This is a genomic window from Paenibacillus sp. FSL R10-2199 (genome assembly GCF_038000235.1).
Classification (GTDB): Bacteria; Bacillota; Bacilli; order Paenibacillales; family Paenibacillaceae; genus Paenibacillus_AQ; species Paenibacillus_AQ phytohabitans.
The window spans coordinates 954,566-981,376 of the sequence record NZ_JBBOBO010000001.1 but is presented as its reverse complement, the minus strand read 5'-3'; the positions used below and the strand labels follow the sequence as shown (position 1 = coordinate 981,376).

General features: G+C 47.9%; 27 protein-coding genes and 1 tRNA gene. 4 read left to right on the top strand and 24 right to left on the bottom strand.

The window, feature by feature from the left end:
- Positions 1 to 81: 81 nt before the first annotated feature.
- From NYE33_RS04285 to rpsF, 8 genes are all read right to left on the bottom strand, one after another.
- Positions 82 to 507, bottom strand: coding sequence for a CBS domain-containing protein (locus tag NYE33_RS04285; protein WP_039295831.1), 426 nt, complete (start codon positions 505 to 507; stop codon positions 82 to 84).
- Positions 508 to 695: 188 nt separating this feature from the next.
- Positions 696 to 1,742, bottom strand: a complete 1,047-nt coding sequence (locus NYE33_RS04280) for an LCP family protein (RefSeq protein ID WP_076243736.1) — start codon at positions 1,740 to 1,742, stop codon at positions 696 to 698.
- A 404-nt stretch (positions 1,743 to 2,146) separates the two neighbouring features.
- Positions 2,147 to 3,868: an oligopeptide ABC transporter substrate-binding protein gene (gene opp4A, locus NYE33_RS04275; protein ID WP_076243737.1), complete on the bottom strand. Its 1,722-nt coding sequence runs from the start codon at positions 3,866 to 3,868 to the stop codon at positions 2,147 to 2,149.
- A gap of 229 nt (positions 3,869 to 4,097) precedes the next feature.
- Complete coding sequence (locus tag NYE33_RS04270) at positions 4,098 to 6,071, bottom strand: endonuclease MutS2 (protein ID WP_341064837.1); 1,974 nt, start codon at positions 6,069 to 6,071, stop codon at positions 4,098 to 4,100.
- A 459-nt stretch (positions 6,072 to 6,530) separates the two neighbouring features.
- Entirely contained in the window at positions 6,531 to 6,905 is a 375-nt protein-coding gene (locus tag NYE33_RS04265) for a VOC family protein (protein WP_042140595.1), read from the bottom strand.
- Between the two features lie 208 nt (positions 6,906 to 7,113).
- Positions 7,114 to 7,386 carry a 30S ribosomal protein S18 gene (rpsR, locus tag NYE33_RS04260; protein WP_036699837.1) on the bottom strand — a complete coding sequence of 91 codons (273 nt, stop codon included), beginning with the start codon at positions 7,384 to 7,386 and terminating at the stop codon, positions 7,114 to 7,116.
- 21 nt (positions 7,387 to 7,407) lie between these two features.
- Positions 7,408 to 7,917, bottom strand: coding sequence for a single-stranded DNA-binding protein (gene ssb, locus NYE33_RS04255; protein WP_039295814.1), 510 nt, complete (start codon positions 7,915 to 7,917; stop codon positions 7,408 to 7,410).
- A gap of 48 nt (positions 7,918 to 7,965) precedes the next feature.
- Positions 7,966 to 8,250: a 30S ribosomal protein S6 gene (gene rpsF, locus NYE33_RS04250; RefSeq protein ID WP_038598251.1), complete on the bottom strand. Its 285-nt coding sequence runs from the start codon at positions 8,248 to 8,250 to the stop codon at positions 7,966 to 7,968.
- Positions 8,251 to 8,470: 220 nt separating this feature from the next.
- Here rpsF and NYE33_RS04245 point away from each other — a divergent pair, with 220 nt between their 5' ends.
- A complete protein-coding gene (locus NYE33_RS04245; RefSeq protein WP_039295806.1) occupies positions 8,471 to 8,668 on the top strand; it encodes a YjzC family protein in 198 nt (65 codons plus the stop codon).
- A 346-nt stretch (positions 8,669 to 9,014) separates the two neighbouring features.
- Here NYE33_RS04245 and NYE33_RS04240 read toward each other — a convergent pair.
- From NYE33_RS04240 to NYE33_RS04225, 4 genes are all read right to left on the bottom strand, one after another.
- Positions 9,015 to 9,105: transfer RNA gene (locus NYE33_RS04240), tRNA-Ser, on the bottom strand.
- Between the two features lie 76 nt (positions 9,106 to 9,181).
- Positions 9,182 to 9,394 carry a DUF951 domain-containing protein gene (locus NYE33_RS04235; RefSeq protein WP_039295799.1) on the bottom strand — a complete coding sequence of 71 codons (213 nt, stop codon included), beginning with the start codon at positions 9,392 to 9,394 and terminating at the stop codon, positions 9,182 to 9,184.
- Positions 9,394 to 10,434, bottom strand: a complete 1,041-nt coding sequence (locus NYE33_RS04230; RefSeq protein ID WP_042140597.1) for a mechanosensitive ion channel family protein — start codon at positions 10,432 to 10,434, stop codon at positions 9,394 to 9,396. The genes NYE33_RS04235 and NYE33_RS04230 overlap by 1 nt, the downstream gene beginning before the upstream one ends.
- Positions 10,427 to 10,702, bottom strand: a complete 276-nt coding sequence (locus NYE33_RS04225; RefSeq protein ID WP_076243741.1) for a DUF3343 domain-containing protein — start codon at positions 10,700 to 10,702, stop codon at positions 10,427 to 10,429. The genes NYE33_RS04230 and NYE33_RS04225 overlap by 8 nt, the downstream gene beginning before the upstream one ends.
- 104 nt (positions 10,703 to 10,806) lie before the next feature.
- On the opposite strand from NYE33_RS04225, the gene yyaC reads away from it, so the two are divergent.
- On the top strand, positions 10,807 to 11,415 hold the full coding sequence (yyaC, locus tag NYE33_RS04220; protein WP_039295795.1) for a spore protease YyaC: 609 nt from the start codon (positions 10,807 to 10,809) through the stop codon (positions 11,413 to 11,415).
- Here the strand turns inward: yyaC and NYE33_RS04215 are convergent.
- The 12 genes from NYE33_RS04215 to rpmH form a co-directional block, all read right to left on the bottom strand.
- A complete protein-coding gene (locus tag NYE33_RS04215; RefSeq protein ID WP_076243742.1) occupies positions 11,387 to 11,887 on the bottom strand; it encodes a DUF4446 family protein in 501 nt (166 codons plus the stop codon). The genes yyaC and NYE33_RS04215 overlap by 29 nt on opposite strands.
- A gap of 119 nt (positions 11,888 to 12,006) precedes the next feature.
- Entirely contained in the window at positions 12,007 to 13,170 is a 1,164-nt protein-coding gene (locus tag NYE33_RS04210) for an aminotransferase class V-fold PLP-dependent enzyme (protein WP_042140600.1), read from the bottom strand.
- A 93-nt stretch (positions 13,171 to 13,263) separates the two neighbouring features.
- The gene (locus tag NYE33_RS04205; protein WP_042140601.1) at positions 13,264 to 14,106 is read right to left on the bottom strand and encodes a ParB/RepB/Spo0J family partition protein; all 843 of its coding nucleotides are present in this window, start codon (positions 14,104 to 14,106) and stop codon (positions 13,264 to 13,266) included.
- A complete protein-coding gene (locus NYE33_RS04200) occupies positions 14,099 to 14,860 on the bottom strand; it encodes a ParA family protein (protein ID WP_042140602.1) in 762 nt (253 codons plus the stop codon). The genes NYE33_RS04205 and NYE33_RS04200 overlap by 8 nt, the downstream gene beginning before the upstream one ends.
- 210 nt (positions 14,861 to 15,070) lie before the next feature.
- Positions 15,071 to 15,886 carry a nucleoid occlusion protein gene (gene noc, locus NYE33_RS04195; RefSeq protein WP_039295780.1) on the bottom strand — a complete coding sequence of 272 codons (816 nt, stop codon included), beginning with the start codon at positions 15,884 to 15,886 and terminating at the stop codon, positions 15,071 to 15,073.
- Positions 15,887 to 16,391: 505 nt separating this feature from the next.
- Entirely contained in the window at positions 16,392 to 17,114 is a 723-nt protein-coding gene (gene rsmG, locus NYE33_RS04190) for a 16S rRNA (guanine(527)-N(7))-methyltransferase RsmG (protein WP_042140603.1), read from the bottom strand.
- Between the two features lie 3 nt (positions 17,115 to 17,117).
- Complete coding sequence (mnmG, locus tag NYE33_RS04185) at positions 17,118 to 19,004, bottom strand: tRNA uridine-5-carboxymethylaminomethyl(34) synthesis enzyme MnmG (protein ID WP_042140604.1); 1,887 nt, start codon at positions 19,002 to 19,004, stop codon at positions 17,118 to 17,120.
- A 15-nt stretch (positions 19,005 to 19,019) separates the two neighbouring features.
- Complete coding sequence (gene mnmE, locus NYE33_RS04180; RefSeq protein WP_042140605.1) at positions 19,020 to 20,396, bottom strand: tRNA uridine-5-carboxymethylaminomethyl(34) synthesis GTPase MnmE; 1,377 nt, start codon at positions 20,394 to 20,396, stop codon at positions 19,020 to 19,022.
- Positions 20,397 to 20,591: 195 nt separating this feature from the next.
- Positions 20,592 to 21,326, bottom strand: a complete 735-nt coding sequence (gene jag / locus NYE33_RS04175) for an RNA-binding cell elongation regulator Jag/EloR (protein WP_039295766.1) — start codon at positions 21,324 to 21,326, stop codon at positions 20,592 to 20,594.
- Entirely contained in the window at positions 21,323 to 22,270 is a 948-nt protein-coding gene (locus NYE33_RS04170; RefSeq protein ID WP_042140606.1) for a YidC/Oxa1 family membrane protein insertase, read from the bottom strand. Before NYE33_RS04170 ends, jag begins: the two co-directional genes overlap by 4 nt.
- Positions 22,271 to 22,356: 86 nt before the next feature.
- Entirely contained in the window at positions 22,357 to 22,707 is a 351-nt protein-coding gene (gene rnpA / locus NYE33_RS04165; RefSeq protein ID WP_042140607.1) for a ribonuclease P protein component, read from the bottom strand.
- A 504-nt stretch (positions 22,708 to 23,211) separates the two neighbouring features.
- The gene (rpmH, locus tag NYE33_RS04160) at positions 23,212 to 23,346 is read right to left on the bottom strand and encodes a 50S ribosomal protein L34 (RefSeq protein ID WP_039295761.1); all 135 of its coding nucleotides are present in this window, start codon (positions 23,344 to 23,346) and stop codon (positions 23,212 to 23,214) included.
- Positions 23,347 to 24,088: 742 nt separating this feature from the next.
- On the opposite strand from rpmH, the gene dnaA reads away from it, so the two are divergent.
- Positions 24,089 to 25,435, top strand: a complete 1,347-nt coding sequence (gene dnaA / locus NYE33_RS04155; protein WP_042132666.1) for a chromosomal replication initiator protein DnaA — start codon at positions 24,089 to 24,091, stop codon at positions 25,433 to 25,435.
- A 196-nt stretch (positions 25,436 to 25,631) separates the two neighbouring features.
- Entirely contained in the window at positions 25,632 to 26,774 is a 1,143-nt protein-coding gene (gene dnaN, locus NYE33_RS04150; protein WP_039295747.1) for a DNA polymerase III subunit beta, read from the top strand.
- The last annotated feature ends 37 nt before the right edge of the window (positions 26,775 to 26,811 follow it).

Sequence of the window (26,811 nt, the reverse complement as noted above, 5' to 3'; positions counted from 1 at the left end):
CCTTTCAAAAAAGGCCCGCATTCCGTTACGCCGGAAATACAGGCCTTGGTTCCTTAAGCATTTGTCGCCATATGGATGAGGTTATAACGATTCCTGGGATTGCCGCGAGACAACCTTTTCGCAATATTCGATGATCTGACTCCGGCGTACAATACCAATGAACCGTTTCATGTCGTCAACTACAGGTACAAAGTTCTGTACTTTGGCCAGGTTAATCAAGTCCTCCATATCCGCATCAATGGATACTGGCAGATTATTCATCCGCAGCGGTACATCCTTAAGCAGATATTTGGAAGCATTCTCAAAAGTAACGGCGCCGCCCGACTCCTTCATGTACCAGAGCAAATCACCTTCTGTGACTGTTCCGGCATATTCCCCGTTCCGGTTCAGAATCGGCACTGCGGTATAGCGGTGAAACTCCATCCGTTCCAAGGTCTGGCGCAGCGTCGAATCCAGTGTAACGCAAGCTACCTCCTGTTTCGGAAGTAAAAAAAACGCAATATTCATCTCTTGATCCTCCTCAAAGAGTTCCGAAGGAATGATGCTCTACCTTCCGTGCTGCAAGGCCCACCGTAGTTATACGCCTGAGACAGCAATTCGTTCCACTTCATTATACCATGAAGACAATAAACAGCAGCCATTAACCTTGCGAATGGCTGCTGTTTTTATGGGGGACAGAAGGTACACGTCCGCCCTTACTGGGCTGTAGCTGTAGCCGCAGGCTCCAGGGCATTCTCTGCTTTGCCTGGTTCAATTAGCTGGTCCACTGGTGTGCTGGCATTCATCCAGTTATCGATCATGGCCTTAGCTTCACTCAGATCCTCTTCATCAACAATATCGTAATACACGCCATTGATACGTTCGCCTTCGCCCATCACCGTGAAGCTGGAGATATCCATATCCTTGCCGCCCATGAATTTCTTAGCCAGACTGATAATCGTGGAAGGCTGTATGTCTGTTTTGAAATTATCGCCCATAATATCCAGCAGCTCCGGGATGTTGCCGATTTGGCTGATTGATAACATTTTATTCGCTACTACATCGATAAATACCTGCTGGCGTTTAGTCCGGTTGAAATCGCTATCCTCGCGGTAACGGGTGTAGTTAAGCGCCTCTTCACCACTATAATTCGACTTATTGGCCTTAATGGTGAATTTCTCATGATCCGCACCTTTGTTGACAATATCCTTCTTGATCGGCAGCGGAACACCGCCAATAGCGTCAACCGCATCCTTCAGGCCCTGAAAATTAATTGTGGCATAATATTGAATATCATGGCCCAGCAGTGCTTCCAGGGTATCTTTAGCCATTTGCTGGCCGCCAAAAGCATAAGCATGCGTGATTTTGTCCTTCTTATTGTCACCATGCCCGATAATTTCCGTGTACGTGTCACGGGGGATTGAGATCAGCAGAATCTTATAATCCTCCGGACGGATGACGGCATAGATCATCGTATCGGACCGGGCCACTTCATTGCCCCGCTGGTCTGTACCCAGGAGCATTAAAGAGAACGGGTCGCTTTTGTATACTACCGGGGCAGGTTTAACCGTTGTGGTAGTTGTACCGTTATTGTCCAAAGGCTGGTAGGATTCTTCCGCCAGCTTGGTTTCCACCTGATCCGACAAAAAGAGGTCAAAGGCCAGCACCGCGAGCGGCTTCTGGAACAAAAATCCTCCGGCTACAATGACCAGGGCTACAATGAGTGCAATGTATCTTTTCTTCAGTTTTTTTATTTTTTTCATAATTATAATTCCTTCTTTATGGTGGATTGTACATATGATTGCCGTGATTGCCGTGCTCTATTTATAATGCCTGCCTGGACTTTCAGACAGTCATGACTGGGCTCTTCTTGCTGCTATGCGCTGCCCTGCTTAAGGATATGGTTCCCCCTTTCCGGGATTTCGGGTCGTTCTAATTGTAGAATAAACCTGGAAAACTGCTTTGACACATAAACAATATTTCTATTGTAATCACTTCACACCTAAAAAGAAACAACAAATAACGACAGCATCGGCGCGATAGCCGCCTGTATTCCTTAAAGTATATGACGCAGGAAAGTCCGTTTTGATGCCCATTTCCAAAAAATAATTAAAAATGACGGCCCGCACTGCCTGCATAGGCAACAGATCGGACCGTCATTATTTATCTATTCGATTTCCTTTATCCACCAGTTCTGCGGATCACGTATGTTGCTGAGCGCGTTCGTAGATACACCCTGGAGGCGTTTATTAACCGCGGTAATATTAGAGCGTTCGGAGAAAAAGATCATCGGAACCTCGTCATTAATCAGCTTCTGCCATTCATAATAAACCTCTTTGCGGAAATCCTGGTCGTAAGCTTTCAGGCTTACCCCGTCACGGATGAGTTCCTCGCTGCGCTTGGACGTCCACCGCGGATAATTCCACGAATCGGTTGCCCGCCATAAGCCCGAAGGATCGGGGTCGCTGGCCAGCCCCCATACACCGTTAAACAGCTCTACGGACGGATCATCGGACTCTACCGCTTCATAAAAGCTGTTCAGCTCCTTCAGGCTGCCGCCGTTTAACTGAACATTCAGGCCGACATCATGCCAGTTCTGCAGAATCGCTGCAGTACGCGCCTCTGCTGTTTTGCTCCCGGACATCGCGTCGTAATGAATCGTGAATTTCTTACCGCTTGGATCCTCGCGGAGCCCGTCTCCGTCCGTATCGAGATATCCTGCCTCATCCAGCAGGGTCTCTGCCTTCTCCGGAAGATAGGCATAGGTATCTATTTCCTGGTCATCGATCTTAGCCCAGCTTGAGCTGGGAATAGGAGTCTCGATCAGTGTTCCCAGGCCATAGGAATATTTATCAATAATACCTTGCCGGTCAAGCGCATAATACATCGCTTTGCGGAGCCGCTTATCCTGGAATTTGGGATTATCCATCACCACCTGGCCGCTCTCATCATCCCAGTGTCCAAACTTGAACCCTATATATTCATAAGACAGCCCCGGTGTCACTTTGATCTCCACATTGTTCAGCTGCCCTGCAGCCTGGTAAGCATCCCGCGGAAGGGTACCGATATCGATGTCTCCGGCTTCAAGCAGGGCCGTCATGTCCTTGCTGTCAATGACCTTGTAGGTTACTCCGTCCAGCAGAGCTTCCCCTTTATAATAGTCATCGAACCGTATCATCTCGACACTCTCACCCGGCACAATAGCCTTAATCATGAAAGGACCGGTGCCAATAGGCTGCTTACGGACCTGATCACTGTCCAACATATCCTTCACTGCGACGCCCTCGAAATACCTCTTGTTCATCGGATAGGCCCACAGATTATCGATCATGTTCGCCCGCGCTGAATTCATCGTAATACGCAGCGTATACGGGTCCATCACCTTGAGTCCGGTGATTTCCTTGGCCTCCCCCAGGTGGTAAGCTTCGGCTCCCTTAATCATTTCCACGCTATAATACCTGGAGCCCGGATAATCCGGGCTGGCGATGGTCTCCAGGGCAAACTTCCAGTCCTCCACGGTCAGCTCATCGCCGTTATGCCAGCGGACACCGGGTTTAATGGTGAACGTAAATACCGTATGATCCTCAGATTCCTGCCAAGTGGCAATGTTAGGAGCGGTAGACAGGTCATCGTTGACTTTGAACATGGCTTCCGTAGTGAATTCAAGCACATTTGCATCGTCTTCCCCTTCAATAAAGGCCGGTTCGAAATTGCCCTGAAACGCAGATGAATATCCATATGTTACTGTCCCGCCTGCTATAGGTTCATCGGCTGTTTTGCTTAAGCGCGTCATATAAGACTCGGCGCCCGGGCTTGGCCCGCTGCATGCAGACAACGCCACCGCAAGCATAAGCAGGAGCATTAGCCGGCCGATGATATGTTTTGACATATATTTCTTCCCTCCCGGGTTCCATCGCGCTTTAATGTAAGCGGTTTCTACACTGAATTTTACTATAACTCTCATTGTTCAGCTCATGGACATTTGACTACGCCACATAATAGAGGATAACCAATATTGGCTCTAAAGTGAAGCCTTTAATTTCTATTCGGTCTGCAGAGGCCCCCGTGAAATGTGAAAAAAGCCTGCCCTGACGGGCAGACTTCTGGAGTAATCACACTTATTTTTCCTCCTCGGGATGTATGATGCTAAGGCCCTCAACATGCTTCTTCTGCATCAGTTTGCGCTTCTTGCGGGTATCCTTGCTCTCGAAAATAATATCAAAATCATAATCCTCCGGGTATAGCTCCTCTTTGGACAGATATGGCTTCAAGCGCTTATGGTTTACGGTTATTTTCTGTTTCTGGATCATCACTCCGACCATCCCCCGGCTGTCCTTCTTCATATATACAATTCCCGTGCGCCCCAGGGTAGTGACGTAAACAGCATCTCCCACTTCAAAATCGGGCTTCGCCGCCGGAACGCTGTGCCCCGCATCAGCTGCATCATCCCGGTTTTGATCCGGATTGCCGCTCTGGGACGCAGCATTCCTCTTCTCTGCATCAGCAGCTCTTGAACTCTGTTCCTGTCTGTAGGGGCTATTCCACGGCCTCTGGCTGCCTCTATGCTCCTGCTGCTCGGCTACAAGCTGTTTGGCACGCTCAATAACCGGTTTGTTTATGCCGAGCTGCTCGGCAATCTGCAAGGCATAGCTCTCGCCCGCTTCGCCAATCGTCAGCCGGTACAGCGGCTGCAGAGTCTCTTTATCGAACTCCATCCGTGCATTATGAAATCCCGGTGTAGCTGCAGCAAATACCTTAAGTTCGTTGAAGTGGGTGGTTACCACAATATTAGCACCCTTACGGTTCAGCTCCTCCAGAATAGCAATCGAAAGTGCGAACCCTTCCCCGGGGTCCGTACCTGCCGCCAGCTCATCAATCAGCAGAAGTACGCCTCTGCCGGCATCACTAAGCATTCCTTCTATGCTCTTCATTTGTGCAGAGAAGGTACTGAGCGACTGCGTCAGACTCTGACCATCGCCAATTACGCTAATTACATTGCTGAACACAGTAAAATCACTGCCCGGCGCAACCGGCACCAGCAGACCGGATTGCGCCATCAACGACAGCAGGCCCAGCGTTTTGAGTACTACTGTTTTGCCGCCTGTATTGGGGCCGGTTACGATCAGAGATTTGTAGCCCTGACCAAACTCCAGACTGACCGGCACCATATCCTTGAGCAGAGGATGCCTGCCCCCATTCATCCGCAGGAAGCCGCGTTCATTCAGTGAGACCGTCCGGGCATTAAGAACCCTGGCATACTTTCCCTTGGCGAAGATGAAATCATAAGTACCGGTTACTTCAATATTCAGCCGCAGAGCAGCCTGTTCCTGCTCTAGCAGCCCTGTCAGCATACTTAGGATGATTCCTTCCTCCCGGGCTTCATCAGCTGACAATAGCTCAATCTCCCCCTGAAGGGAGGCCACCTCGTCCGGCTCTACGAAGACGGTCTGCCCGCTGGTCGACTGATCCAGCACGGAACCTTTAATTTGCTTATGATACTCCCGTTTCACCGGAATCACATACCGGCCGCCGCGCATGCTGATCAGACTCTCCTGAAGGATGGACTTATGGCGCGCCATAATACTCTCCAGCTTTCGGTGCAGACGATCCTTGGCCACAGCCAGCCGTTTGCGCACCCGCTCCAGTCCTTTGCTGGCCTGATCATCAATAACACCCAGCCGGATACAACGTTCGATCTCATCCCTGACAGAACTCAGCTCCTGCAGAGAAGCTCCGTAAGCAGCAATACGCGGCGCACTCTGCTCCTTGGATGCCATGTACTTACGCAGCTGTCCGCAGCTGTGCAGGAACACGGATACTGCGGTGAAATCCTGCTCATTGTACAGATAACCGGTTCCAAGCAGTGACAGAACCCACTCAATGCCTTCCAGTGACGGAATGGGCACACTCGCCCCCCGCTCCAGCAGCTCTTTGGCTTCGTCCGCTTCATCCAGTGCACGGTGTATGGCCGGCAGATAGGTCATCGGCGCAAGCTCGCTCACATATCTTCTCCCTTCATAGGATACGGCATGGCGCATTAACTCCTGTTTGATTGTCTCGTATTCCAAGGTGTTCATACTCTGTAGATTCACTCTGATTCCTCCTTATATAGATGCCTGTATTTCAGGTTTGCTCCCTAACGCAAAAAGGGCGAAGACCCGCCACTGCGGCAGTCTTCGCCCTCTTTTGAATGCTATTCTCCTCTTTGGCTTCAGGTACTGGCCCCACCCGCTGGATGAAAAGCTCCTGAAAACAGAAAAAACCGTGCTGCAAAGAGCACGGTTAATCACAAAGAGAATAATAGCCGTAAAGAGGCCATCATGACGCTTCGCGTGTGTTCTTAACTAAATCATTCATTCTTACAGCCCGCGGCTAATCAGACATGTCACCTGGACATAGTCTAACAAGACATGCTCCTGGCAATGATTGGAGCACGCTGCGGCTTACTGCCGGAATGATATGAAGTTGCTTAGTTAAGAACGCTCACCAACATCAAAATTTCCCCTTTAGTTATAGGATACCTGTAATTTACTACATCTGGAATCCGGTTGTCAATTGCCGGCAAAGCAATTCATTACCCATGTAATTCCGTTTTTACCGTCGGTAACCTGTCCATGAAGTGCGCCGAAGAAGGTTTTTTGCAGCTCCACCTTGACCTGCCCGCCCTCTGAGCTCAGTTTCTCATAAATCGCCCGCATCTCATCTTCGTTGTCCAGCCCCAGAATAACACTTACATTCTCTGTCTTGGCACCTTTGCCGTAATCATCGGAGAAATGAATCAGTGTCTGCCCCAAATGCAGCTCAGCATGCAGCAGCTTGCCATTATGTTCATTCAGAACCTTGATCTCTCCGCCAAAAACGCTCTTGTAGTACTCCACAGACTCCTGCACGTGCTCAATAATGATGTAAGGACTTGCGCTGATCATTGTTCATTCCTCCAAGTTTTATTTAAATGGCCTATATAGATTGAACTTGTATTTTTTCTATTATGGGATTGCCGTGACTCCAGAGAATATTTTCAAGTTCAATCTATATAGCTAGTATTCTGCCCCTATTATACAGTTTTTGCCCGCGTATTTCTTTTGTATGCATGCAAAAAAGCAGCCGGCTAAGCCGGCTGCTTCATAAAACGTCCTATTCCGTTGTGTAAGGCAGCAGCGCGATTTGACGCGAGCGTTTTACAGCAATGGTCAGAGCGCGTTGGTATTTTGCACTTGTACCAGTTACACGACGCGGCAAAATCTTTCCGCGTTCGCTGATGAACTTCTTAAGAAGCTCAGTGTCTTTATAGTCAATGTGAGTAATCTTGTTCACAGTGAAGTAGCACACTTTTTTACGCTTGTTGCGTCCACCACGACGTGCCGGTCTTTTGTCGTTGTCCGCGCCTTCTCTTGGTTTAAAAGCCATGTTCAGTTCAGTCCTTCCTTATTAAAATGGCAAATCATCGTCCGATATATCGATCGGTTTTCCATCGCCTGAAAAAGGATCTTGAGTATTGTTGTTACGCGAGAAATTGTTGTTATTTCCGCGTGCACTGTTACCGCCGTTACCGCCGCCACCAAAGGCAGGCTCTTCGGGAGTACTTCCACCACTTGGTGCATTTCCGCCTTCACGGTTCTGCGAGGATTCCAGGAATCGGACATTATCAGCAATAACTTCAGTGACGTATACACGTTTACCTTCATTATTCTCGTAATTCCGTACTTGGATGCGTCCTTCTACGGCTGCCAGTCGTCCTTTGCGCAAGTAATTGGCACAGGTCTCAGCCAGCTGTCTCCAGGTTACTACCGGGATAAAGTCCGCTTCGCGTTCACCATTCTGGCCCGTAAAGTTGCGGTCTACGGCAAGCGTAAACTGCGTTACGGCAACACCAGCGGGAGTATAACGAAGTTCCGGGTCACGGGTCAACCGACCGATCAGAATGATACGGTTCAACAATTCAATCCCCTCCTTATAGCGCGATTCGTTACAAAGCTTGTCAATATCTTAGGCAACGTCATTCGTAATGAGATAACGAATTACTTCGTCGGAAATCTTCATGAGACGTTCCAATTCGGTAACTACTGCAGGTTCTGCATTGAAGTTAACCAAAACATAAACGCCATCACGGAATTTCTTGATCTCATACGCAAGACGGCGTTTACCTTGCACATCGTGCTTTGTAATTTCTCCGCCGTTGGAGATGATGCCTTGGAATTTTTCGACTGCTGCTTGAACGGCTTCTTGTTCAATGTCAGGACGAATAATGTACATGACTTCATATTTGCGCATAATTTTCACCTCCTTATGGTCTGAGGCCCCTGATCACGTCAGGAGCAAGGAACGAGCACAAACATAGACTCGCACCAAATCAATATACCAAATCCCACTGATGAATGCAAGCTTTATTCATACGCACCAGATCATGGACCGATATTAATTACATGAAGATGTCTCTGCAAGGCCACAATATAACCGCTCCACCACTTTACAGAAGGAGGCTTATCATACTATGGGCGAGAAAACAGAGTACGAAAAGGGCGATAAAGCCCCCAATCCGGGGGTTTATACAGAAGTAGGCGAAGCGCGCAGCTTCCATACCGAGATCCAGAATCCCAAGCGGATTGAAATGGAGAAGGGCGACACGTTTCCTGAGACCTCCAACCAGAACCGCAAGTGGAAAAAAGTCGAGAAAGCACGCGTGCATTAATTAATCAATCGCATGTATAAAACCTGTCCGGCTGCACATACTATACTCAGGCAGTACAAAAGAGAGGTGTGGTTCCGTTGAACGTCGTAGACGAACACAATCACAGGGATTCTGAATCAGCAACTATTGTAACCCGGGGAGAGTAAAGGCCGCTCCTAAAAAAAGCAGCCTGGCACAACCTGTTTCACTTTAGCGGCTACAAACAGAGATTTCCAAACATCATTGATGTACTGCCTCTGGAGAGAGACCTGCAAAGGTCTCTCTTTTTTGTATGTCTTCATGCAGAAATAAAAAAACCTTCGTCACCTGAACGAAGGGATAGTAGTTATTGTATATAATGCTGAAGTGGCGGAGAGGGTGGGATTCGAACCCACGCACGCTGTGACACGCCTAACTGATTTCGAGTCAGCCCCCTTGGGCCTCTTGGGTACCTCTCCGCAGCAAGAGTTATTATATCATGCCAAAGTTACAATTGCAAGCTTTTTGCACTAGCGCTTTACCTCTGCTGCAAGCTTAATTGTTTTCGGCTCCGCTCTCAGCAGAATGAAGAACCTTCTTCATATTTTTTTCGAATTTAGCACGGGGGATTAGGACGCTATGCTGACAGCCGGTACATTTAATCCGGATATCCATTCCCATACGGATAATCTCCATCTCGTTCGTTCCGCAGGGATGCGGCTTCTTCATCTGTACAATATCACCCAGCCCGAATACTTTGCGTTCCATTATTCTTCTTCCCCTTCCTCTCCCTCTTGCGCAGCAGCTATCTGTCTTCTCGGACTTGCCTGCTGCTCCTCACGGGCTCTACGGGCGCTCTCAGAGAGTTCCTCCTCTTGAGCCGCTTCAGCCTCCCTTGCCTCCCTGTCTGCCTGCACACGAGCCTCCTGCTCTGCCTTGGCTGCTTCCAAAGCGCTCTGCTGCTCCAGGGCCTGCTTAATATCACTCTGAATCTGCCGCTCTGCGGAATCTCTGGCGTTAGGCATGCAATTAGCCGCCACCCGGATTACATACTCCGAAGTACTCATCGACTGAATACCCAGTACATTGGGATAGTCAATTACACTGGGGTTCCGTTCCTCTATCCCCTTAAGCGCTTCTCCAATCAGTGCAAGTGTTGCTTCTAAACCCCGCTCTATTTTGACAGGCACATCCACTACCGCCAGGGCATTAGCCAGCGAATAATTCGTAACGTTTACAATCGTGCCATTCGGTATAATATGCACTTCCCCTGTCGCACTCAGCAGCCGGGTCGTTCTCAGGCCAATCATTTCTACCGTACCTTTATAGGTTCCACTCTGGATGACATCGCCTACTGCAAATTGATCCTCGAAGATGATGAAGAAACCGGTAATTACATCTTTGACCAAACTTTGTGCGCCGAACCCTATCGCCAGCCCCACAACTCCGGCCCCGGCCAGCAGCGGTTTCAGATCGAATTGGAATACAGACAGAATCATCATAATCATGACAAAATTACAGATGAAGGCAACCACATTTTTCATAAGTCCGCCTACTGTTGAGAATCGGCGGTTATTCGCTAAGCGCCTTCCCCGCGTCTCCCTCTCCAGGGAACGGTCGATAACACCCGAGACTACTTTAATAATCACCCGGGTCACAAGAAAAAGCAGCAGAATCTGTACCCCGGAAAACAGCACGGTTGCCCACATATCTGCATTGGTTATCCATTCCCATATTCTATCCTTAAAGCGGACCGCTTCTTCGACTGCCTCGCTCGGTGTTGTCACTTCCAGCATCCAGTTATTCATCCTGCCCCTCCTTCTCCACAACCTCCACATATCCAATACCATCACTTGATTTGGCAAAGATCCCGCGTATCTCTACATTCTGCTCCGCCACAATGACCCGCACCTCTTCCAATGCATTCCGGTAGAATTGGATCGACATGGCGCAACCGGCTGTAATCTCCTTGGGTGTAGGAAATATATCAATTTCAATCTCCGCATATTCCAGCAGCATCTCAGCGCGCAGCGCCTGCTGGGTCGAATCAAAGGCTATTAGCAGTTCATCCTCCACACTCCGCGCCTCCTCTGGGCTATTCGTCCTATCTATTGCCGCCATAGTATAAAAAGCCACTTTCATCCATATACTAGGATCATCAGAACAGAAAGGAAGATCATATGAATTTCTCTTCTAAAGCTTCATCCCTGCAAGAACCATCCTGTTTAAAAATATCACATGCTGATCCTGATATCTATTCTGCGATTACTCATCGGCTTCTTTTTCACTTTTCACGCACACGTACAGATACACCAATTGTTATTGTCTGTGTAGGCACAGACCGCTCTACCGGTGATTCACTTGGACCGCTGGTCGGCACTGCGCTTGCCCGCTTCCATAGCCCCTTATTCCATCTCTACGGAACGCTGGACGAGCCAGTTCATGCTGTTAACCTGGAGGAGACTCTCTCCCTCATTTATCAGAAGCACCCTAACCCGTTCATCATCGGAATTGATGCCTGTCTGGGCCAGTCAACAAGCGTTGGCTGCATCCAGGTCGTAGACGGCCCCCTCCGGCCGGGAGCAGGGGTCAACAAGCAACTCCCGCCAGTAGGTGATATCCATTTGACAGGCATTGTGAATGTCGGCGGCTTCATGGAGTATTTTGTACTGCAGAATACGAGATTAAGCCTTGTAATGAGATTATCCGATATCATTGCTTCCAGCCTATACTCCGCACTTAAGCAATGGAACCTTCATGCTAGATCTGCTGCAGCGCGAGAGCAATAACTTCCTTCTCCTCTGGAGACAGGGGATACTGCGACTCTCCCTTTTCAAGCGGCTTGGAGTATATATATGAGTTCTCGCGGTTGTGCAGGCTGCTCAGCACAATTCCGCTATGGTTGTCATCCAGAATGGCAAGCGAGAAGCTCAGATCATTGCCGCGCTCTCCAAAGGCATTATAGCGTTTCATGGCTACCTTGGACTTCATCCCCCGCATTTTGGCTTGTGCGGCTTCAATCATTGCCTTATGCTCACGCTGACCATCCTCCAGCATATCTCCCTGGTTCTTCAGGTTTACCAGCAGGCTCTCCAGATCCTCAATGCCGTTCCCGGTCATCATCGCTTCATATCTGCGCCGCATCTTGCGGATCTTGGCACCTTGAATAATTAGAACAATTGCCAGCAGAATAATTATCACTGCAAAACCCATAATGAACACCGACAGCTGTTCACTTATTACTTCATTTAATTCCGACATATATGGACCATCCTTTGTCTAAATATAAAAATTCATCAGGTTTCACATGATAGCTATCCTTCTATTTCCCGCCGAACGGTACCGTCCTTTAAAAAGGACGCCAACACCATGTCCACTTGTTATCTTGTTCGTGAAGCACCATACATTTCGGCCATGGCATCCAGCAATCTGTTAACATCCTCTTCTGTCGAGCTTACACCAACACTCGCCCTCACCGCACCACTCTCCAAAGTGTCTGCGGCTTTATGGGCCAGCGGCGTACAATGCATGCCTGCACGCACTGCAATGTTATATTCACGGTCCAGGCGATGGGCAATATCCGCTGACTCTTGTCCCTCCACTACAAACGCGACAATTCCGCTGCGCTGAATGCCCAGGCCAGGGCCGAGAATCCTAATCCCCGGGATGAAGGCCAAGCCTTCCATCAGCCTCTGCGTCAGCTCCCACTCCTGCATATGAATCCGTTCCGTTCCCATGGCCAGTATCTCCTTCACACCCGCCAGTAGCCCGGCTACACCAACAGCGTTCTGAGTGCCAGCTTCATAGCGGTCAGGCCGCACCATGGGCTGATCACTATTTTCCGACTGGCTGCCTGTTCCGCCGTGCATCAGAGGTTCCAGATCTAAGTGTGGCGATATATACAGTCCCCCGGTGCCTTGAGGTCCTAACAACCCTTTGTGCCCCGGAAAAGCCAGCAGATCGATATTCATTTCCGGCACATTTATATCTAGTGAGCCCGCACTCTGAGCAGCATCTACCAGAAACACAGCTCCGTGTGATTTGGCCATATCGCCAATAATTCCAAGAGGAAGTATACTCCCGAGCAGATTGGAGCTGTGATTACAAACCACCATTCTGGTATTGTGGCGGAACGATTTTTGAAGTTCTAGCAGATCAACCTGCCCCTCACCATCCACCTGTAAATAATCTACTTCAATACCTATTGTCCGGCGCAAATACTCTAAGGGTCTGCGTACAGAGTTATGTTCTGTCATCGTTGAAATTACATGATCCCCTGGTTGAAGTGTACCCTTAATAGCCATATTTAGCCCCATGGTTGTGTTATGGGTAAAGGCAATATTCTGAGCATTGGAGACAGCGAACAGTTGAGCCAGCAAAGCCCGTGCCCGCACCAGCACGCGCCCTGTACCTATCGCCAGCGAGTGGTTACCGCGTCCGGCATTTGCCCCTGAATGCTCCAGAGCATCCACCATTGCAGCAGCCACTGCAGGCGGCTTAGGCCACGAGGTTGCTGCATGATCCAGATAAACCAGTCTCTCCATCTCTTCACCTCACTATTTTCCGTTTAAAAAACATATCCCTCCATATCCGTTTTAGGGATATCTCAGGATATGTTTTCGGCACAAATATCCAAATCAGTTCCCGAGCAACTCCAGCAGTCTTTCCAGGTCTTGGGCACTGTAATAATTTAATTCTATTTTTCCTTTTTCCTTACCTTGCTTAATCTTAACGGTTGTTTTGAAGCGTTCCCGCAATACTTCCTCAACGTTATCAATATAAGGATCGCGTTTGACCACCTTAGCTTTGATCCCATTCGCAGGTTTGCGGTCGAGGTTTTTCACTACCTCTTCCAACTCTCTCACACTCCACTGCTGTTCCACACACTGTTCAGCTAATTGCTTTATCGTCTCCGGATCTTTCAGCGCTACAATTGCCCGGGCATGGCCCATAGAAATTGTTCCACGTGAAACATAATCCTTCACTTCCTCCGGCAGACTAAGCAGCCGCAGGAAGTTGGCAATATGGGATCTGGACTTCCCCACCTTCAGTGATAGCTCTTCTTGGGTAAGAGCAAATTGATCCATTAGCCCTTGATATGCAACCGCAATTTCCATTGCGTTTAGATTCTCACGCTGCAGGTTTTCAATCAGGGCAATCTCCATAACCTGCTGGTCGCTTAAGCTGCGGACTACCGCAGGGATCGTTGCTTTGCCGCAATACTGGGATGCACGGAACCGGCGTTCACCGGCAATGATCTCATAACCCTTCAATACACTGCGGACAATGATTGGTTGAATGACCCCGTGCTGTCTGATAGATTCAGCCAGCTCCTGAATAGCTTCTTCGTTGAAATCTTTACGCGGCTGATACGGATTGGCTCTTAACTGCGACAAGGGTATTTCTACAACCTTGTCATCCTCGTTAATGGATAAAGAAGGTATTAAAGCATCCAAGCCTTTGCCTAGGCGCTTACTCATAAGAAATCACTTCCTTTGCCAACTCTAAATACACTTCCGCTCCTTTGGAACGGGAATCATAAGTAATAATGGATTGTCCGTGTGAAGGAGCTTCACTCAGGCGGACATTACGCGGAATAATGGTTCTATATACCTTCTCCTGGAAGTACTTTTTCACTTCTTCAATCACCTGAATCCCCAGATTGGTCCGGGCATCAAGCATAGTGAGCAGTACCCCCTCTATCTTAAGGTGAGGGTTAAGATTCTTCTGCACCAGTCTTACCGTGTTAAGCAGTTGGCTTAGCCCTTCAAGCGCGTAGTATTCACATTGAATCGGTATAATGACTGAATCCGCTGCTGTCAGAGAATTAATGGTAAGAATGCCCAATGATGGAGGGCAATCGATGATGATGTAATCATAATTCGCCTTGACCGCATTTAGAGCCTTCTTCAGCTTTAGTTCTCTGGATATGGTAGAGACTAATTCAATTTCCGCACCTGCCAATTGAATAGTAGCCGGTATGATATGAAGGCCTTCGATTTGGGTCTCCAATATCGTTTCCTGCGGGTTTGCTTCATTAATAAGAATATCATAAATGCAATTTGCTACATCCGCTTTGTTGACGCCAACGCCGCTCGTAGTGTTGCCTTGCGGATCAATATCAACAAGCAGCACTCTTTTCCCTAAAGTAGCCATGCCGGCACCCAGGTTTACAGAGGTTGTTGTTTTACCGACCCCGCCTTTTTGATTTGCTATGGCAATAATCTTGGACACTTATTTCACCTCGAATTGTTAGAAAGAATCATCTTGTAAGGTCATGAGTTGTATTGGCATAATGATTTGTATACTACGGCATCACATGTGCGGGAAGTGTAGACAAATATACATTAACTTATCCATAAAGTGTATGTGTGATAACGTCTGGAGCTAGTCATAGAAAAGGCGGCCAATCACCTCAGGGCCGCCTTCAGCTTTTGAAACCATTTATCTTTTTGGGATTTGAATAACAATCTCATAATGATCGCCACGGTCATTCTCGGAGGTCTTGATTTCCATCCCCGAACCGGACACCATGTCTATGGATTGGCGAATGGTATTAAGAGCGAGACGAACATCTTTTGTATAGGATACCCGTTTTGATTTCTTAGTCTGTGTAACGGCTTTATAGAATGCAATACGTGCTTCTGTTTGCTTCACATTGAGCTCTTTGGAGATAATCTCAGCCAGCACCTTCATCTGCATCTCTTCACTGTCCAGAGACAAAAGCGAACGCGCATGACGCTCAGTGATCTTTCTTTCCATTAGTGCAACTTTGACTGCTTCCGGTAAATTCAGCAAGCGAATTTTGTTGGCAATCGTTGACTGACTTTTGCCAAGCCGTTGGGCCAGACTCTCTTGCGTCAATTGATGCAGATCAATCAGCTTCTGATAGGCGATTGCCTCTTCAATAGAAGTCAGACCCTCACGCTGCAAATTCTCTATCAGTGCAATTGAAGCTGCTTGTGAATCATTGAATTCGCGTACAAGAGCTGGAATAGTCTCCATGCCCAGCTTTTTGACCGCCCGCCAACGTCTTTCACCGGCAATGATTTCATACTGGGAATCACGCATACGCACAACGATCGGCTGGATAACTCCATGAGTTTTGATAGTCTGGCATAGCTCATCTATCTTGTCATCATCAAATATCGTCCGTGGTTGATATGGACTGCTGATAACCTCATGAACCGGGATTTGTTTGATCTCTTCTCCGCTGCTCCGCTCGGTAAATCCAAAAAGCTTGGTGAATTGTTCTTTCATTCCGTTCATAACCACCTAATTTCGTTATAGTACGATCCTTCTAACCTTTCTTGCGAAAAGCCTATCGTACAGCGTGAGAAAAGCATCTATCCTATTCATAGTCACTTTCCCTACAATTAAAGAATGAATCAGATCGCTGATCAGCTCTTTAATTCAAGAACAGCCTAGCCATATTTCTGACCTTCATTTCTCTGTAACCAGGGTAGTAACAGAGTAGCAGAAGAGTCTTCTCTATAAAAAGTCTTACTATAGTATTCTATCACTTTTCTGCTCATAATCCTATTCTCCATATAGACCTATTTTTCCTGCCTAAAGGTCCCCCTGGGTCCCCTTATTCACAAATAAACTCTATATGGTCCAGTCTTGAGGTTATATGTTATGGCACAGGTGAAAATGCCGTTGATGGGGGCATATACCACAAATCTCATAAAAAAAGATCAAGCCCATTCTGCATGAGCTTGATCTGGTTTCGTAAATATGATTTTGATTGTTTCACGTGAAACAATTATACAAGGGGCGACTTCGCTGGTACTCCTGGCTTACGCGGATACTTCGCTGGTGTTGCCCCGGTCTTACGTACGAGAATAATATGCCGGGCGGATTCTTCAATAGGCAAGCTGAAGGATTCCACCTTCTGCAGTTCAGCGCGAAGTTCCTTGAAACTGCGTCTGGCTTCTGCCAATTCCTCAGCCGGGTCGCTTCCCTTCATTGCGGCGAAGATTCCATCCTTACGTGTGAACGGAAGACAAAATTCATTCAAAAGAGATAGGCGGGCAACTGCACGGGCAGTCACCACATCATAAGCATCACGGTGGACAAACTGTCTGGCGACATCCTCGGCACGTCCGTGGATCAGTTGTACTCCCGTCAGGCCCAGGGTGTCACATACATGCTGCAAAAAAGAGATCCGTTTGCTGAGTGAGTCTACAATCGTCAGCTTCAGATGCGGGAAACAAATCTTCAGCGGGATTCCAGGAAACCCTGCACCCGATCCGATATCAGCAAGACTCTTGGTTTCATCCATATCCAGATAGAAAGCCAGAGATAGGGAGTCGTAGAAATGCTTCGTATACACCTGGCTTCTTTCCGTAATACCAGTAAGGTTCATCTTCTCATTCCAGGAAATCAACTCCTGGAAGTATAGTTCGAATTGTTCTAATTGCTTCGTTGAGAGCTGTAGTCCGCGCTCCTTGAGCAGAGCGGTGAACTGGGCTGCCGTATTATCCATAGATTATCCTTTCGCCGCTGTCACACGGTTATAATGCTCCAAGTGTACCAGCAAAATCGAGATATCCGCCGGTGTTACTCCTCCGATGCGTGAAGCCTGGCCAATGGAGATGGGGGCGATTTTGGTCAGCTTTTGCCGGGCTTCCATCGCAAGTCCATGAATCTCATTGTAGTTGATATCTTCAGGGATCTTCTTCTTCTCCATCTTCTGCAGCTTCTCAACATGCTGGAGCTGTTTCTCAATATATCCGGCATACTTTATCTGAATCTCAACCTGCTCCTTCATCTCTTCGTCCAGTTCTTCCGGGGCAGGCGATATCATATCTACGAAGCTGTAGGCAAGCTCCGGACGGCGCATTAAGGTCAGCAGATTGCTTCCGTCAACAATCGGTGCAGAGTCATATCCGGCAAGAGCTTCATTTACTTGAACAGGTTTAACCTTCGTTTCCTGCAGGCGGATGATTTCACGATCCACCCGTCCTTTTTTATCAAGGAATGCCTCATACCGTTGCTCTGGAATAAGTCCAATTTCATAACCGATTGGAGTCAGGCGCAGGTCCGCATTATCATGACGGAGCAGCAGGCGGTATTCCGCACGCGAAGTCAGCAGACGATAAGGTTCATTGGTTCCCTTGGTGACGAGATCATCAATCAGCACACCGATATAACCTTGGGACCGGTCAAGCACCACCGGCTCCTTCTCCTGTACTTTACGCGCTGCGTTAATGCCTGCAATTACACCCTGCCCTGCAGCTTCCTCATAACCGGAGGTACCGTTGATTTGCCCTGCTGTGAACAGTCCCGGCAACCGTTTGGTTTCAAGGGAAGGCCAGAGCTGTGTTGGAACCATCGCATCATATTCAATGGCATAGCCGTTACGCATCATTTCAACCTTTTCCATGCCGGGAATGGAACGCAGCACTGCCAGTTGTACATCCTCAGGGAGGCTTGTAGACAGACCTTGTACATAGTATTCCGATGTGTTTTTACCTTCAGGCTCAAGGAAGATTTGATGCTGTGATTTATCGCTGAACCGCACGACCTTATCTTCGATCGATGGACAATAGCGAGGACCTGTTCCTTCAATAATTCCGGTAAACATCGGTGCCCGGTGCAGGTTGTCATTAATAATCTGATGTGTGACCGGTGATGTGTAAGTCAGCCAGCAAGGCAGCTGTTCATTATCTGATGACTTGGTTTCAAAAGAGAAGAATTTCGGTTTATCATCGCCCGGCTGGATTTCTGTCTTGGAGAAATCAATCGTGTCCTTATGCACACGCGGTGGTGTTCCTGTCTTAAAGCGGACAAGATCGAATCCAAGCTCACGCAAATTCTCCGACAACCGTACGGACGGCTGCTGATTGTTCGGTCCGCTCTCATAAGTCAGTTCACCCATAATCACTTTGCCGCGCAGATAGGTTCCGGTCGTCAGGATAACAGTTTTGCTGTGATATATGGTTCCGGTCTTCGTAACAACCCCGGCACAGCGGCCGTCCTCAACAATCAGTTCTTCCACCATGCCCTGGCGCAGTGTCAGGTTTGGCGTCTTTTCCATCGTTTCCTTCATCGCATGCTGATAGAGGAACTTGTCTGCCTGTGCACGAAGTGCATGGACAGCAGGTCCTTTCCCGGTATTAAGCATCCGCAGCTGAATGAAAGTCTTATCTATATTGCGGCCCATTTCCCCGCCCAGCGCATCAATTTCACGCACTACATGGCCCTTGGCGGGTCCGCCAATGGATGGATTACATGGCATGAAGGCCACCATATCCAGGTTAATCGTGATCATCAGTGTGCGGCAGCCCATCCGTGCAGCAGCCAGAGCCGCTTCACAGCCGGCATGTCCGGCGCCAATGACGACAACATCATAGCTGCCTCCATCATAATTCATAACTGTTCCCTCCTTTTATTTGCCTAAGCAGAACTGCGAGAAAATCTGATCCAGCAGAGAATCCGCAGCCGTATCTCCAACGATCTCACCGAGCTGCTCCCAGGCCAGACGCACATCAATCTGTATCATATCTATAGGAATAAGCATCTCCGCAGCTTCGTAGGCATCCTGAAGTGATTTATGCGCCTTCTTCAGCAGGGCAATATGTCTTACATTACTTACGTAAGTCAAGTCACCCGACTCCAGCTTGCCTCCGAAAAAGAGTGCCGAGATCGCCTCTTCCAGTTTATCCAGTCCTTCCTCTTCCAGCACAGACATCGGTACAATGCTCGATTCGTCAAAAAAAGAGCGCAGCTTATCCGTATCCAGACGGGACGGTAAGTCCATTTTATTCATGATGACCAAGGCTTGTCTACCGTGGATTTGTTCCATAAGTGCCAGTTCATCCTCATGCAGCTCATCATTGGCATTCAGCACCAGCAGAATCAGATCCGCATCGCTAAAAGCCGCCTTCGAACGTTCCACACCGATTCTTTCTACCACATCCATCGTTTCACGGATACCGGCAGTGTCCAGCAGCTTCAGGGGAATATTATTAATCGTAACATACTCTTCTATTACATCACGCGTTGTTCCCGGAATATCGGTTACAATCGCCTTGTTGTCGCGGGCAAGCGCGTTAAGCAGGGAGGATTTGCCGACATTAGGCCGGCCTACAATTGCTGTTGTAATCCCTTCGCGCAGAATCTTTCCTTCATTAGCTGTACGAAGCAGCTTGTTAATGCCTTCCATAACCTCTTGGCTCTTGTCCTTGATGAAATCGGCAGTTAAGGATTCCACATCATGTTCCGGATAATCAATGTTCACTTCAATATGAGCCAGCATCTCAATAAGAGTGTGCCGAAGCTCATGAATCCGTGCGGATAGAGAACCGCTAACCTGCTTAAGCGCAACCGAGAAGGCACGGTCTGATTTGGAACGAATCAGGTCGATAACAGCCTCCGCCTGCGAAAGATCAATCCGTCCGCCCAGAAAAGCACGTTTGGTGAATTCCCCCGGCTCAGCCAGCCGGATATCCTGCTGCAGCAGCAGGTCCATCACTCTTCTTACAGAGATTACGCCGCCATGGGCACTGATCTCCACTACATCTTCCGTTGTAAAAGAACGCGGTCCCTTCATAACCGTAACCAGCACTTCTTCCATCCGCTCCCCATCCAGCGGACTTACAATATGTCCATAATGCACAGTATGGGATTCAGCTTCCGTAAGGGGGATACGGCTTTGGAACAATGGAGCAACCTGGCTGATAGCCTGCGGTCCGCTAACCCGGATGATGGCAATTCCGCCCTCGCCCAGAGCCGTCGATACAGCAGCAATAGTGTCACTAAGCATGTTGTTATTCACCTCTGACTTGATCTTTTCTTATTTGTATCTTCAAGTGGAAACGGTTAAGCCGTCCTCCAAAGGACGGCATACGTTTCAGCGGGAAATATAAGGGTAATATATTTCGCGAACCATATAAATTGTTATATTTCAAAAAAACAATGACTCCTCGCATAGGTCAAGGAGTCATTGCGGCATATAGATCTACTTCAATGTTATAACGACGCGGCGGTTCGGTTCTTCACCCTTGCTAAGCGTGTTAACCTGCCGGTGATCTTGTAATCTGGAATGAATAATCTTGCGTTCCTGCGGGGACATGGGTTCCAGGACGACCTCTTTACGGGTCCGGACTACACGTCCCGCGAGCCGGTCCGCCAATTCCTCAAGCGTCTTCTTGCGGCGTTCACGGAAGTTCTCCGCATCCAGCACAAGGCGGATGAAGCTGTCGGAATAGCGGTTGGCAACAATATTAGCCAAATACTGCAGAGCATCGAGAGTTTGTCCTCTTCTGCCGATCAGCAGCCCGAGATCCGGACCGGATATTTGCAGAACAGTTGATTCCTTGGTATGAACGATTTCAACTTCCACCTCGAGCCCCATGCTCTTGGCGACATCCACAATGAAATGAACGGCCTGTTGGTAAGCTTCCTCCACCGGTTGTCCGGAATCCTGGCGCGGTACGCCGCTGATCGCCTCTGGTTTGCTCTCTCTTGTTGACTGCTGAGACAGTAGCGGAGCACTCGCCGCTGATGCCGGTGCGGCTTCAGAGATCAAGGTCAATTCTACCTTGGCTCCCTTCGCACCGATCAATCCAAGGAATCCTTTTGACGGCTGTTCAAGTACGTTGACCGTTACCCGGTCCTTCTGAACTCCAAGCTGGTTAAGTCCCCGTTCTACAGCTTCTTCAATGGTTTTCCCTGTCGCGACGACTTTGCTCATTTTGACTTTTTGACCCCCTTCTTCCCTTTGCTGCTATTACCTTTTGCAGCAGGAGTAACATCTTTGCGGGCGTTATTGTTGCTGTTCTTGCTCTTCGTCAAATTCACTTCTTTGGCTTTGCCGTTACCCGCAGTAGCGTTAGCGGTGGCACTTGCAGCGGCAATAGCCGCTTTATGTTTATCGTTGTTGCGGTACAAGAAGTAGTTCTGAATAATGGTGTACAGATTGCTATAGAACCAGTACAGCGGAAGCGCAGACGGGAAGTTGTAGGACATGATGAAAATCAGAACCGGGTATACCATCATCATGAACTGCATTGGACCCTGCTGTTGTACCGGGTTCATTTTGGTCATCATACGGGTCTGAATGAATGTCGTAGCAGCGGCAAGAAGCGGCAGAATGAACAGGTGATCGGGCTTGCCGAGCTGCAGCCACAGGAAGTCATGCAATCTAAGATCCGGGTTGTAATAGATCGAGTTGTACAGGGCGATGAAGATCGGCATCTGCACGATCAGCGGCAGACAGCCTGCCATCGGATTTACCTTGTTCTCCTGGAACAGGCGCATCGTTTCCTGCTGTACCTTTTCGGGCTCATCTTTATATTTTTTCTTAATCTTCTCAAGTTCCGGTTGGATGGCCTGCATCGCACGTGAACTCTTAACCTGTTTCATGGTAAGCGGCAAAATTAACGTACGCACAATGATAACCATTACAAGTACGGCTAATCCGTACTGGCCATTAAACCACTTCGCGAAAGTATCCAGTGCAATGGCGAAATAATAGACGACATTACTCTGCCAGAAGCCTCCATTTTTCAAATCTTCCGTAGTGTGCGTCACTGATGCCGCCCCAGACGGAGAACACCCCGACAGAACAGCAATCATTAGAACCATTAACCCGAGGAGAAGAAACATTTTTCCTCGCTTAGTCTTCATTAGAGACACTTCAAAACCCCTCTCATAAACATTCCATTGCACCGTAAATCATAACATAATTATGGATACAAATAAACAAGCCCCCTGTGCCCCTCTTACTTGTGCAAAGCCTTGAGCAGCTTGGCTTTGCGAAGCACATGCAGCACGCTTTTCTCGAGCTCGCCGTAATCCTTGGAGAGAGCTCCTTTTCTTACGATGAACACGATGTCCAGACCCCCGATAATTTCCGGCTCATGGTGACGGACAATTTCCTTTACCAGCCGCCTCATACGGTTGCGTACCACGGCGTTTCCAACCTTCTTGCTGACAGATATACCTACGCGGAAACGCTCCACCTCTTTTCTGGGAAACCAGTACACCACATATTGATGATTCGCAAATGACTTCCCATGGCGGTATACGCGGCTGAAGTCGGCACGGTTTCGTAATCGTAGACTTTTGTGCACGGGACTCTCCTATTCAAATACCGGATTTCGCGTAAGCTCCGGAATTTCATCTTCTAATTAGTATAGTCATTCAGGTGATGCCATAAACGGCATCTGTTTCAGCGGAAAGATAAGGCTCCTTCATAATGCAAAGCGTATACATTTTCATCTTTCAAAAAAACCCCGCAGTAGCGCTATCATCCTCTGCAGAGCCAAACTTTTATTGTTGCAGCTGCAGAATAACAGTGGTCCTCCCGCTCTGAGGAGATGCATCCAATTCTGCGCTATATATAGAAGGGAAAAATGCCGGGCATCCTCTTCCTTCCTTATATAACAATCAAAAAAAGCCCCGCAAAGTGCGGCTCTGTAGTGAAGCGTGATCCGTAACTTTTGCGGGGATCCCATGTAAAATAACCCCACAAAGTGGGGCTTTGCTTCGATGATTACTCAGGTACTTTATGGGGACCCCATTGAATTCTCATCTTGTAAAAAAGGACCACCGCAGTGGTCCCTAAGTGGCCTAACTTACGCACTCAAAACTTTTCTGCCTTTCAAGCGGCGGGCTGCCAGCACTTTGCGGCCGTTTTTCGTGCTCATTCTTTTGCGGAAACCATGCACCTTTTTGCGTTTGCTCACATTCGGTCTGAACGTCGGTCTCATGTATTGCACCTCCCTTACAGGAACTTAATTACTGTCATATAAGCAGAAACGGACTAAGCCGTCCTTAGAGTAGGGACAGTATCTACAAGTATTATCAATTAAATTTGGAGACATATCCTCACAGAAAACACCTTTATATATTTAAACACATAATCAAGGCAAAAGTCAACCTTGTCCCCTTCCTCCCTCTTTTTTATTTCTCCACAGGTCTCTTCAACTGCTGCTGTCTATCTATCCCCAGATTGCTTCCGTCCCTCCAAAATTCGGCCTCCGCGTCTTATCCACAGCCCTTTTGTCTCAAAAAGTAATCCACAGGACATTATAGTTATCCACCTGTGATCAAAAAAAATAGTCGACTGCTCACAACTGAGCACAACCTGTGTATAAAAATATCGAAGCCATGACGGAAACTGTCGAACGGTAAACAATTTATCAACAATATGTAGTGGTGTTCCTAAAAATTATACACAAGTGATTGAATTTGTGGATAAAATAGCGTGGCTCATTGAAAAACAAGGGGGGTTTTGCTATGATGGTATTACTTTTGAATGTGAATAGATTTGTTTGTTCTCTATATTATCAACAAGCTGTGGATAAAGTTGTGAACAATTCAAATTTATCCATATTTTTTTGTCTCTTGATATTGCATATTGGGGATAAGATTCAGCAACAACCCATTTTCTTCGACATTTCCACTTCATGGCTGATGCCACATTTGGAAGATTTAAAGGAGTGACAGTCTGTGGACAGCCATACTTCCGAATTATGGCAGCAAATTTTATCGATTATTCAAACCAAACTAAGCAAGCCGAGCTTTGATACCTGGTTTAAGGCTACCAAGGCCTTAACGTTTAGCCCCCAGGCTCTTATTATCTCGGCGCCTACAACTTTTGCCGTAGAATGGCTGGAAAGTCGCTACACCAAATTGGTAGGAGCAACGGTTTATGAGGTCACCGGACAACAGGTTGACGTCAAATTTGTAATTGAAGAGAACAAACCCTCTGAGCCAATAGTTCAACAAATGGCGCCCACTCCCGCAGTTTCACGCGAAGAAGCACAGACGCATTTGCTCAATCCCAAATACACTTTTGATACGTTCGTGATCGGTTCGGGCAACCGTTTTGCGCATGCAGCCTCGCTGGCTGTAGCCGAAGCGCCTGCCAAAGCTTACAATCCTTTGTTTTTGTACGGAGGCGTGGGTCTCGGGAAAACCCACTTGATGCATGCCATCGGGCACTACGTGCTGGAGCATAACCCCAACAATAAGGTTATCTACATCTCGTCCGAGAAATTTACGAATGAATTCATCAACTCCATCCGTGACAACCGCGGCGAAAGCTTCCGTAACAAATACCGCAACGTTGACATTTTGCTGATTGACGATATTCAATTCCTGGCCGGCAAAGAGTCTACGCAGGAGGAATTTTTCCATACGTTCAATGCTCTTCATGAAGAACGCAAGCAAATTATCATCTCAAGCGACCGGCCGCCCAAGGAGATTCCCACACTGGAAGAACGGCTGCGTTCCCGGTTTGAATGGGGACTAATCACCGATATTCAGCCTCCGGATCTGGAGACACGTATCGCGATTCTCCGTAAGAAAGCCAAGGCGGAGAACCTGGATATCCCGAATGAAGCGATGATGTACATTGCCAATCAGATCGACACGAATATCCGCGAGCTTGAAGGTGCGCTGATCCGCGTTGTGGCCTATTCATCATTGACTAACCAGGATGTGACAACGCATCTGGCAGCTGAAGCGCTGAAGGATATCATCCCCTCCAGCCGGCCGAAGATGATTACCATCAACGATATTCAGCAAAAAGTCGGCGAATACTACAATTTGCGCATGGAGGATTTCAAAGCACGGAAACGTACGAAGGCTGTTGCTTTTCCAAGGCAGATTGCTATGTATCTCTCCCGCGAATTAACGGATTATTCGCTTCCCAAGATCGGTGAAGCCTTCGGAGGGCGCGATCATACGACAGTTATCCATGCCCATGAGAAGATTACGCAGCAATTAAAGGTAGACCAGGAGTTGTACAAAGTGGTAAATAATCTTGCGGAGAAAATTAAAAATCCTTCCTAAGAGGAACAAAGAGCCTATACACAATCTATACACATGTGGGTAGGCTTAATTTTATGCTGTTTAGCGACTTATCCACATAAACGGAGCCCCTACTACTAATACTATTAAATAACTATAATAATTCATCTTCTAAGAGCAGGTTTCAAAGAGGTCAAACGTACACCCATTTCCCAATTTTTCAGCTAGGAGTGAAATCATGAAAATCAGCATTCTCAAAAATGAACTCAACGAATCTATAGGCCATGTCTCCAAGGCGATCTCGAGCAGAACAACCATCCCTATTTTGACCGGAATAAAGCTTGAGGTTAGCCACCAGGGAGTAACATTGACGGCAAGCGACACGGATATCTCAATCCAATCCTTCATCCCTGCCGAGAATGACAGCCATACGATCGTAAAAGTGGAACAGCCCGGCAGCGTAGTGCTTCCAGCCAAGTTCTTTGTCGAGATCATCAAGAAGCTTCCCTCCAAAGAAATTCACATGGAAGTCAAAGAGGGCTTTCAAACCTATATCTCTTCCGGATCTACGGAGATTCAGATTGTTGGCCTGGACCCTGAAGAATTCCCTGTTCTGCCAAGCATTGAGGAGAATGAAACCATCTCAATGCCAGGCGATTTGCTGAAGAATATGATTAAACAAACCGCGTTCTCCATCTCTACCCAAGAGACAACACCAATTCTGACAGGTATTCTCTGGAATCTTGCCGATAACGAGTTCAAGTTCACGGCTACCGACCGCCACCGTCTGGCAACAAGAGCAGCACATCTGGAAGGTACAGAGAATGTTCAGTTTGCGAATATTGTTATTGCCGGCAAAACGCTGAACGAGCTCAGCAAAATTATCCCGGATCAGAATATGCTGGTGGATATTGTCGTTGCGGATAACCAGGTCCTCTTCAAAATCGACAAAGTGCTGTTCTATTCGCGGATCCTGGACGGAATTTATCCGGATACTTCTAGAATTATTCCAACCACCTACAAAACAGAACTAACTCTTGATACAAAAAAACTCAGCGAATCGATTGACCGCGCTTATTTGCTGTCCCGTGAAGAAAAAACGAACATCGTCCGGATGCAGACTCTTGAGAATGGCGACGTAGAGATTTCTTCCAGCTCATCAGAGCTGGGGAAAGTCCGGGAAGAACTTGAAGTAATTGATTTCAAAGGTGAGCCTTTGCGGATCTCCTTCAACTCCAAATATATGCTCGATGTGCTGAAGGTTGTGGAGAGTGAGCAGCTCGTGATTGCCTTTACCGGCATGATGAGTCCGATTATCCTCAGACCGCTCGACGAGAGTCGCAGCCTGTACGTCATTCTGCCTTACCGCACAACCAATTAATGCCCTGTCCATGGCCTGTGGATAAGTGGTGGAAAGG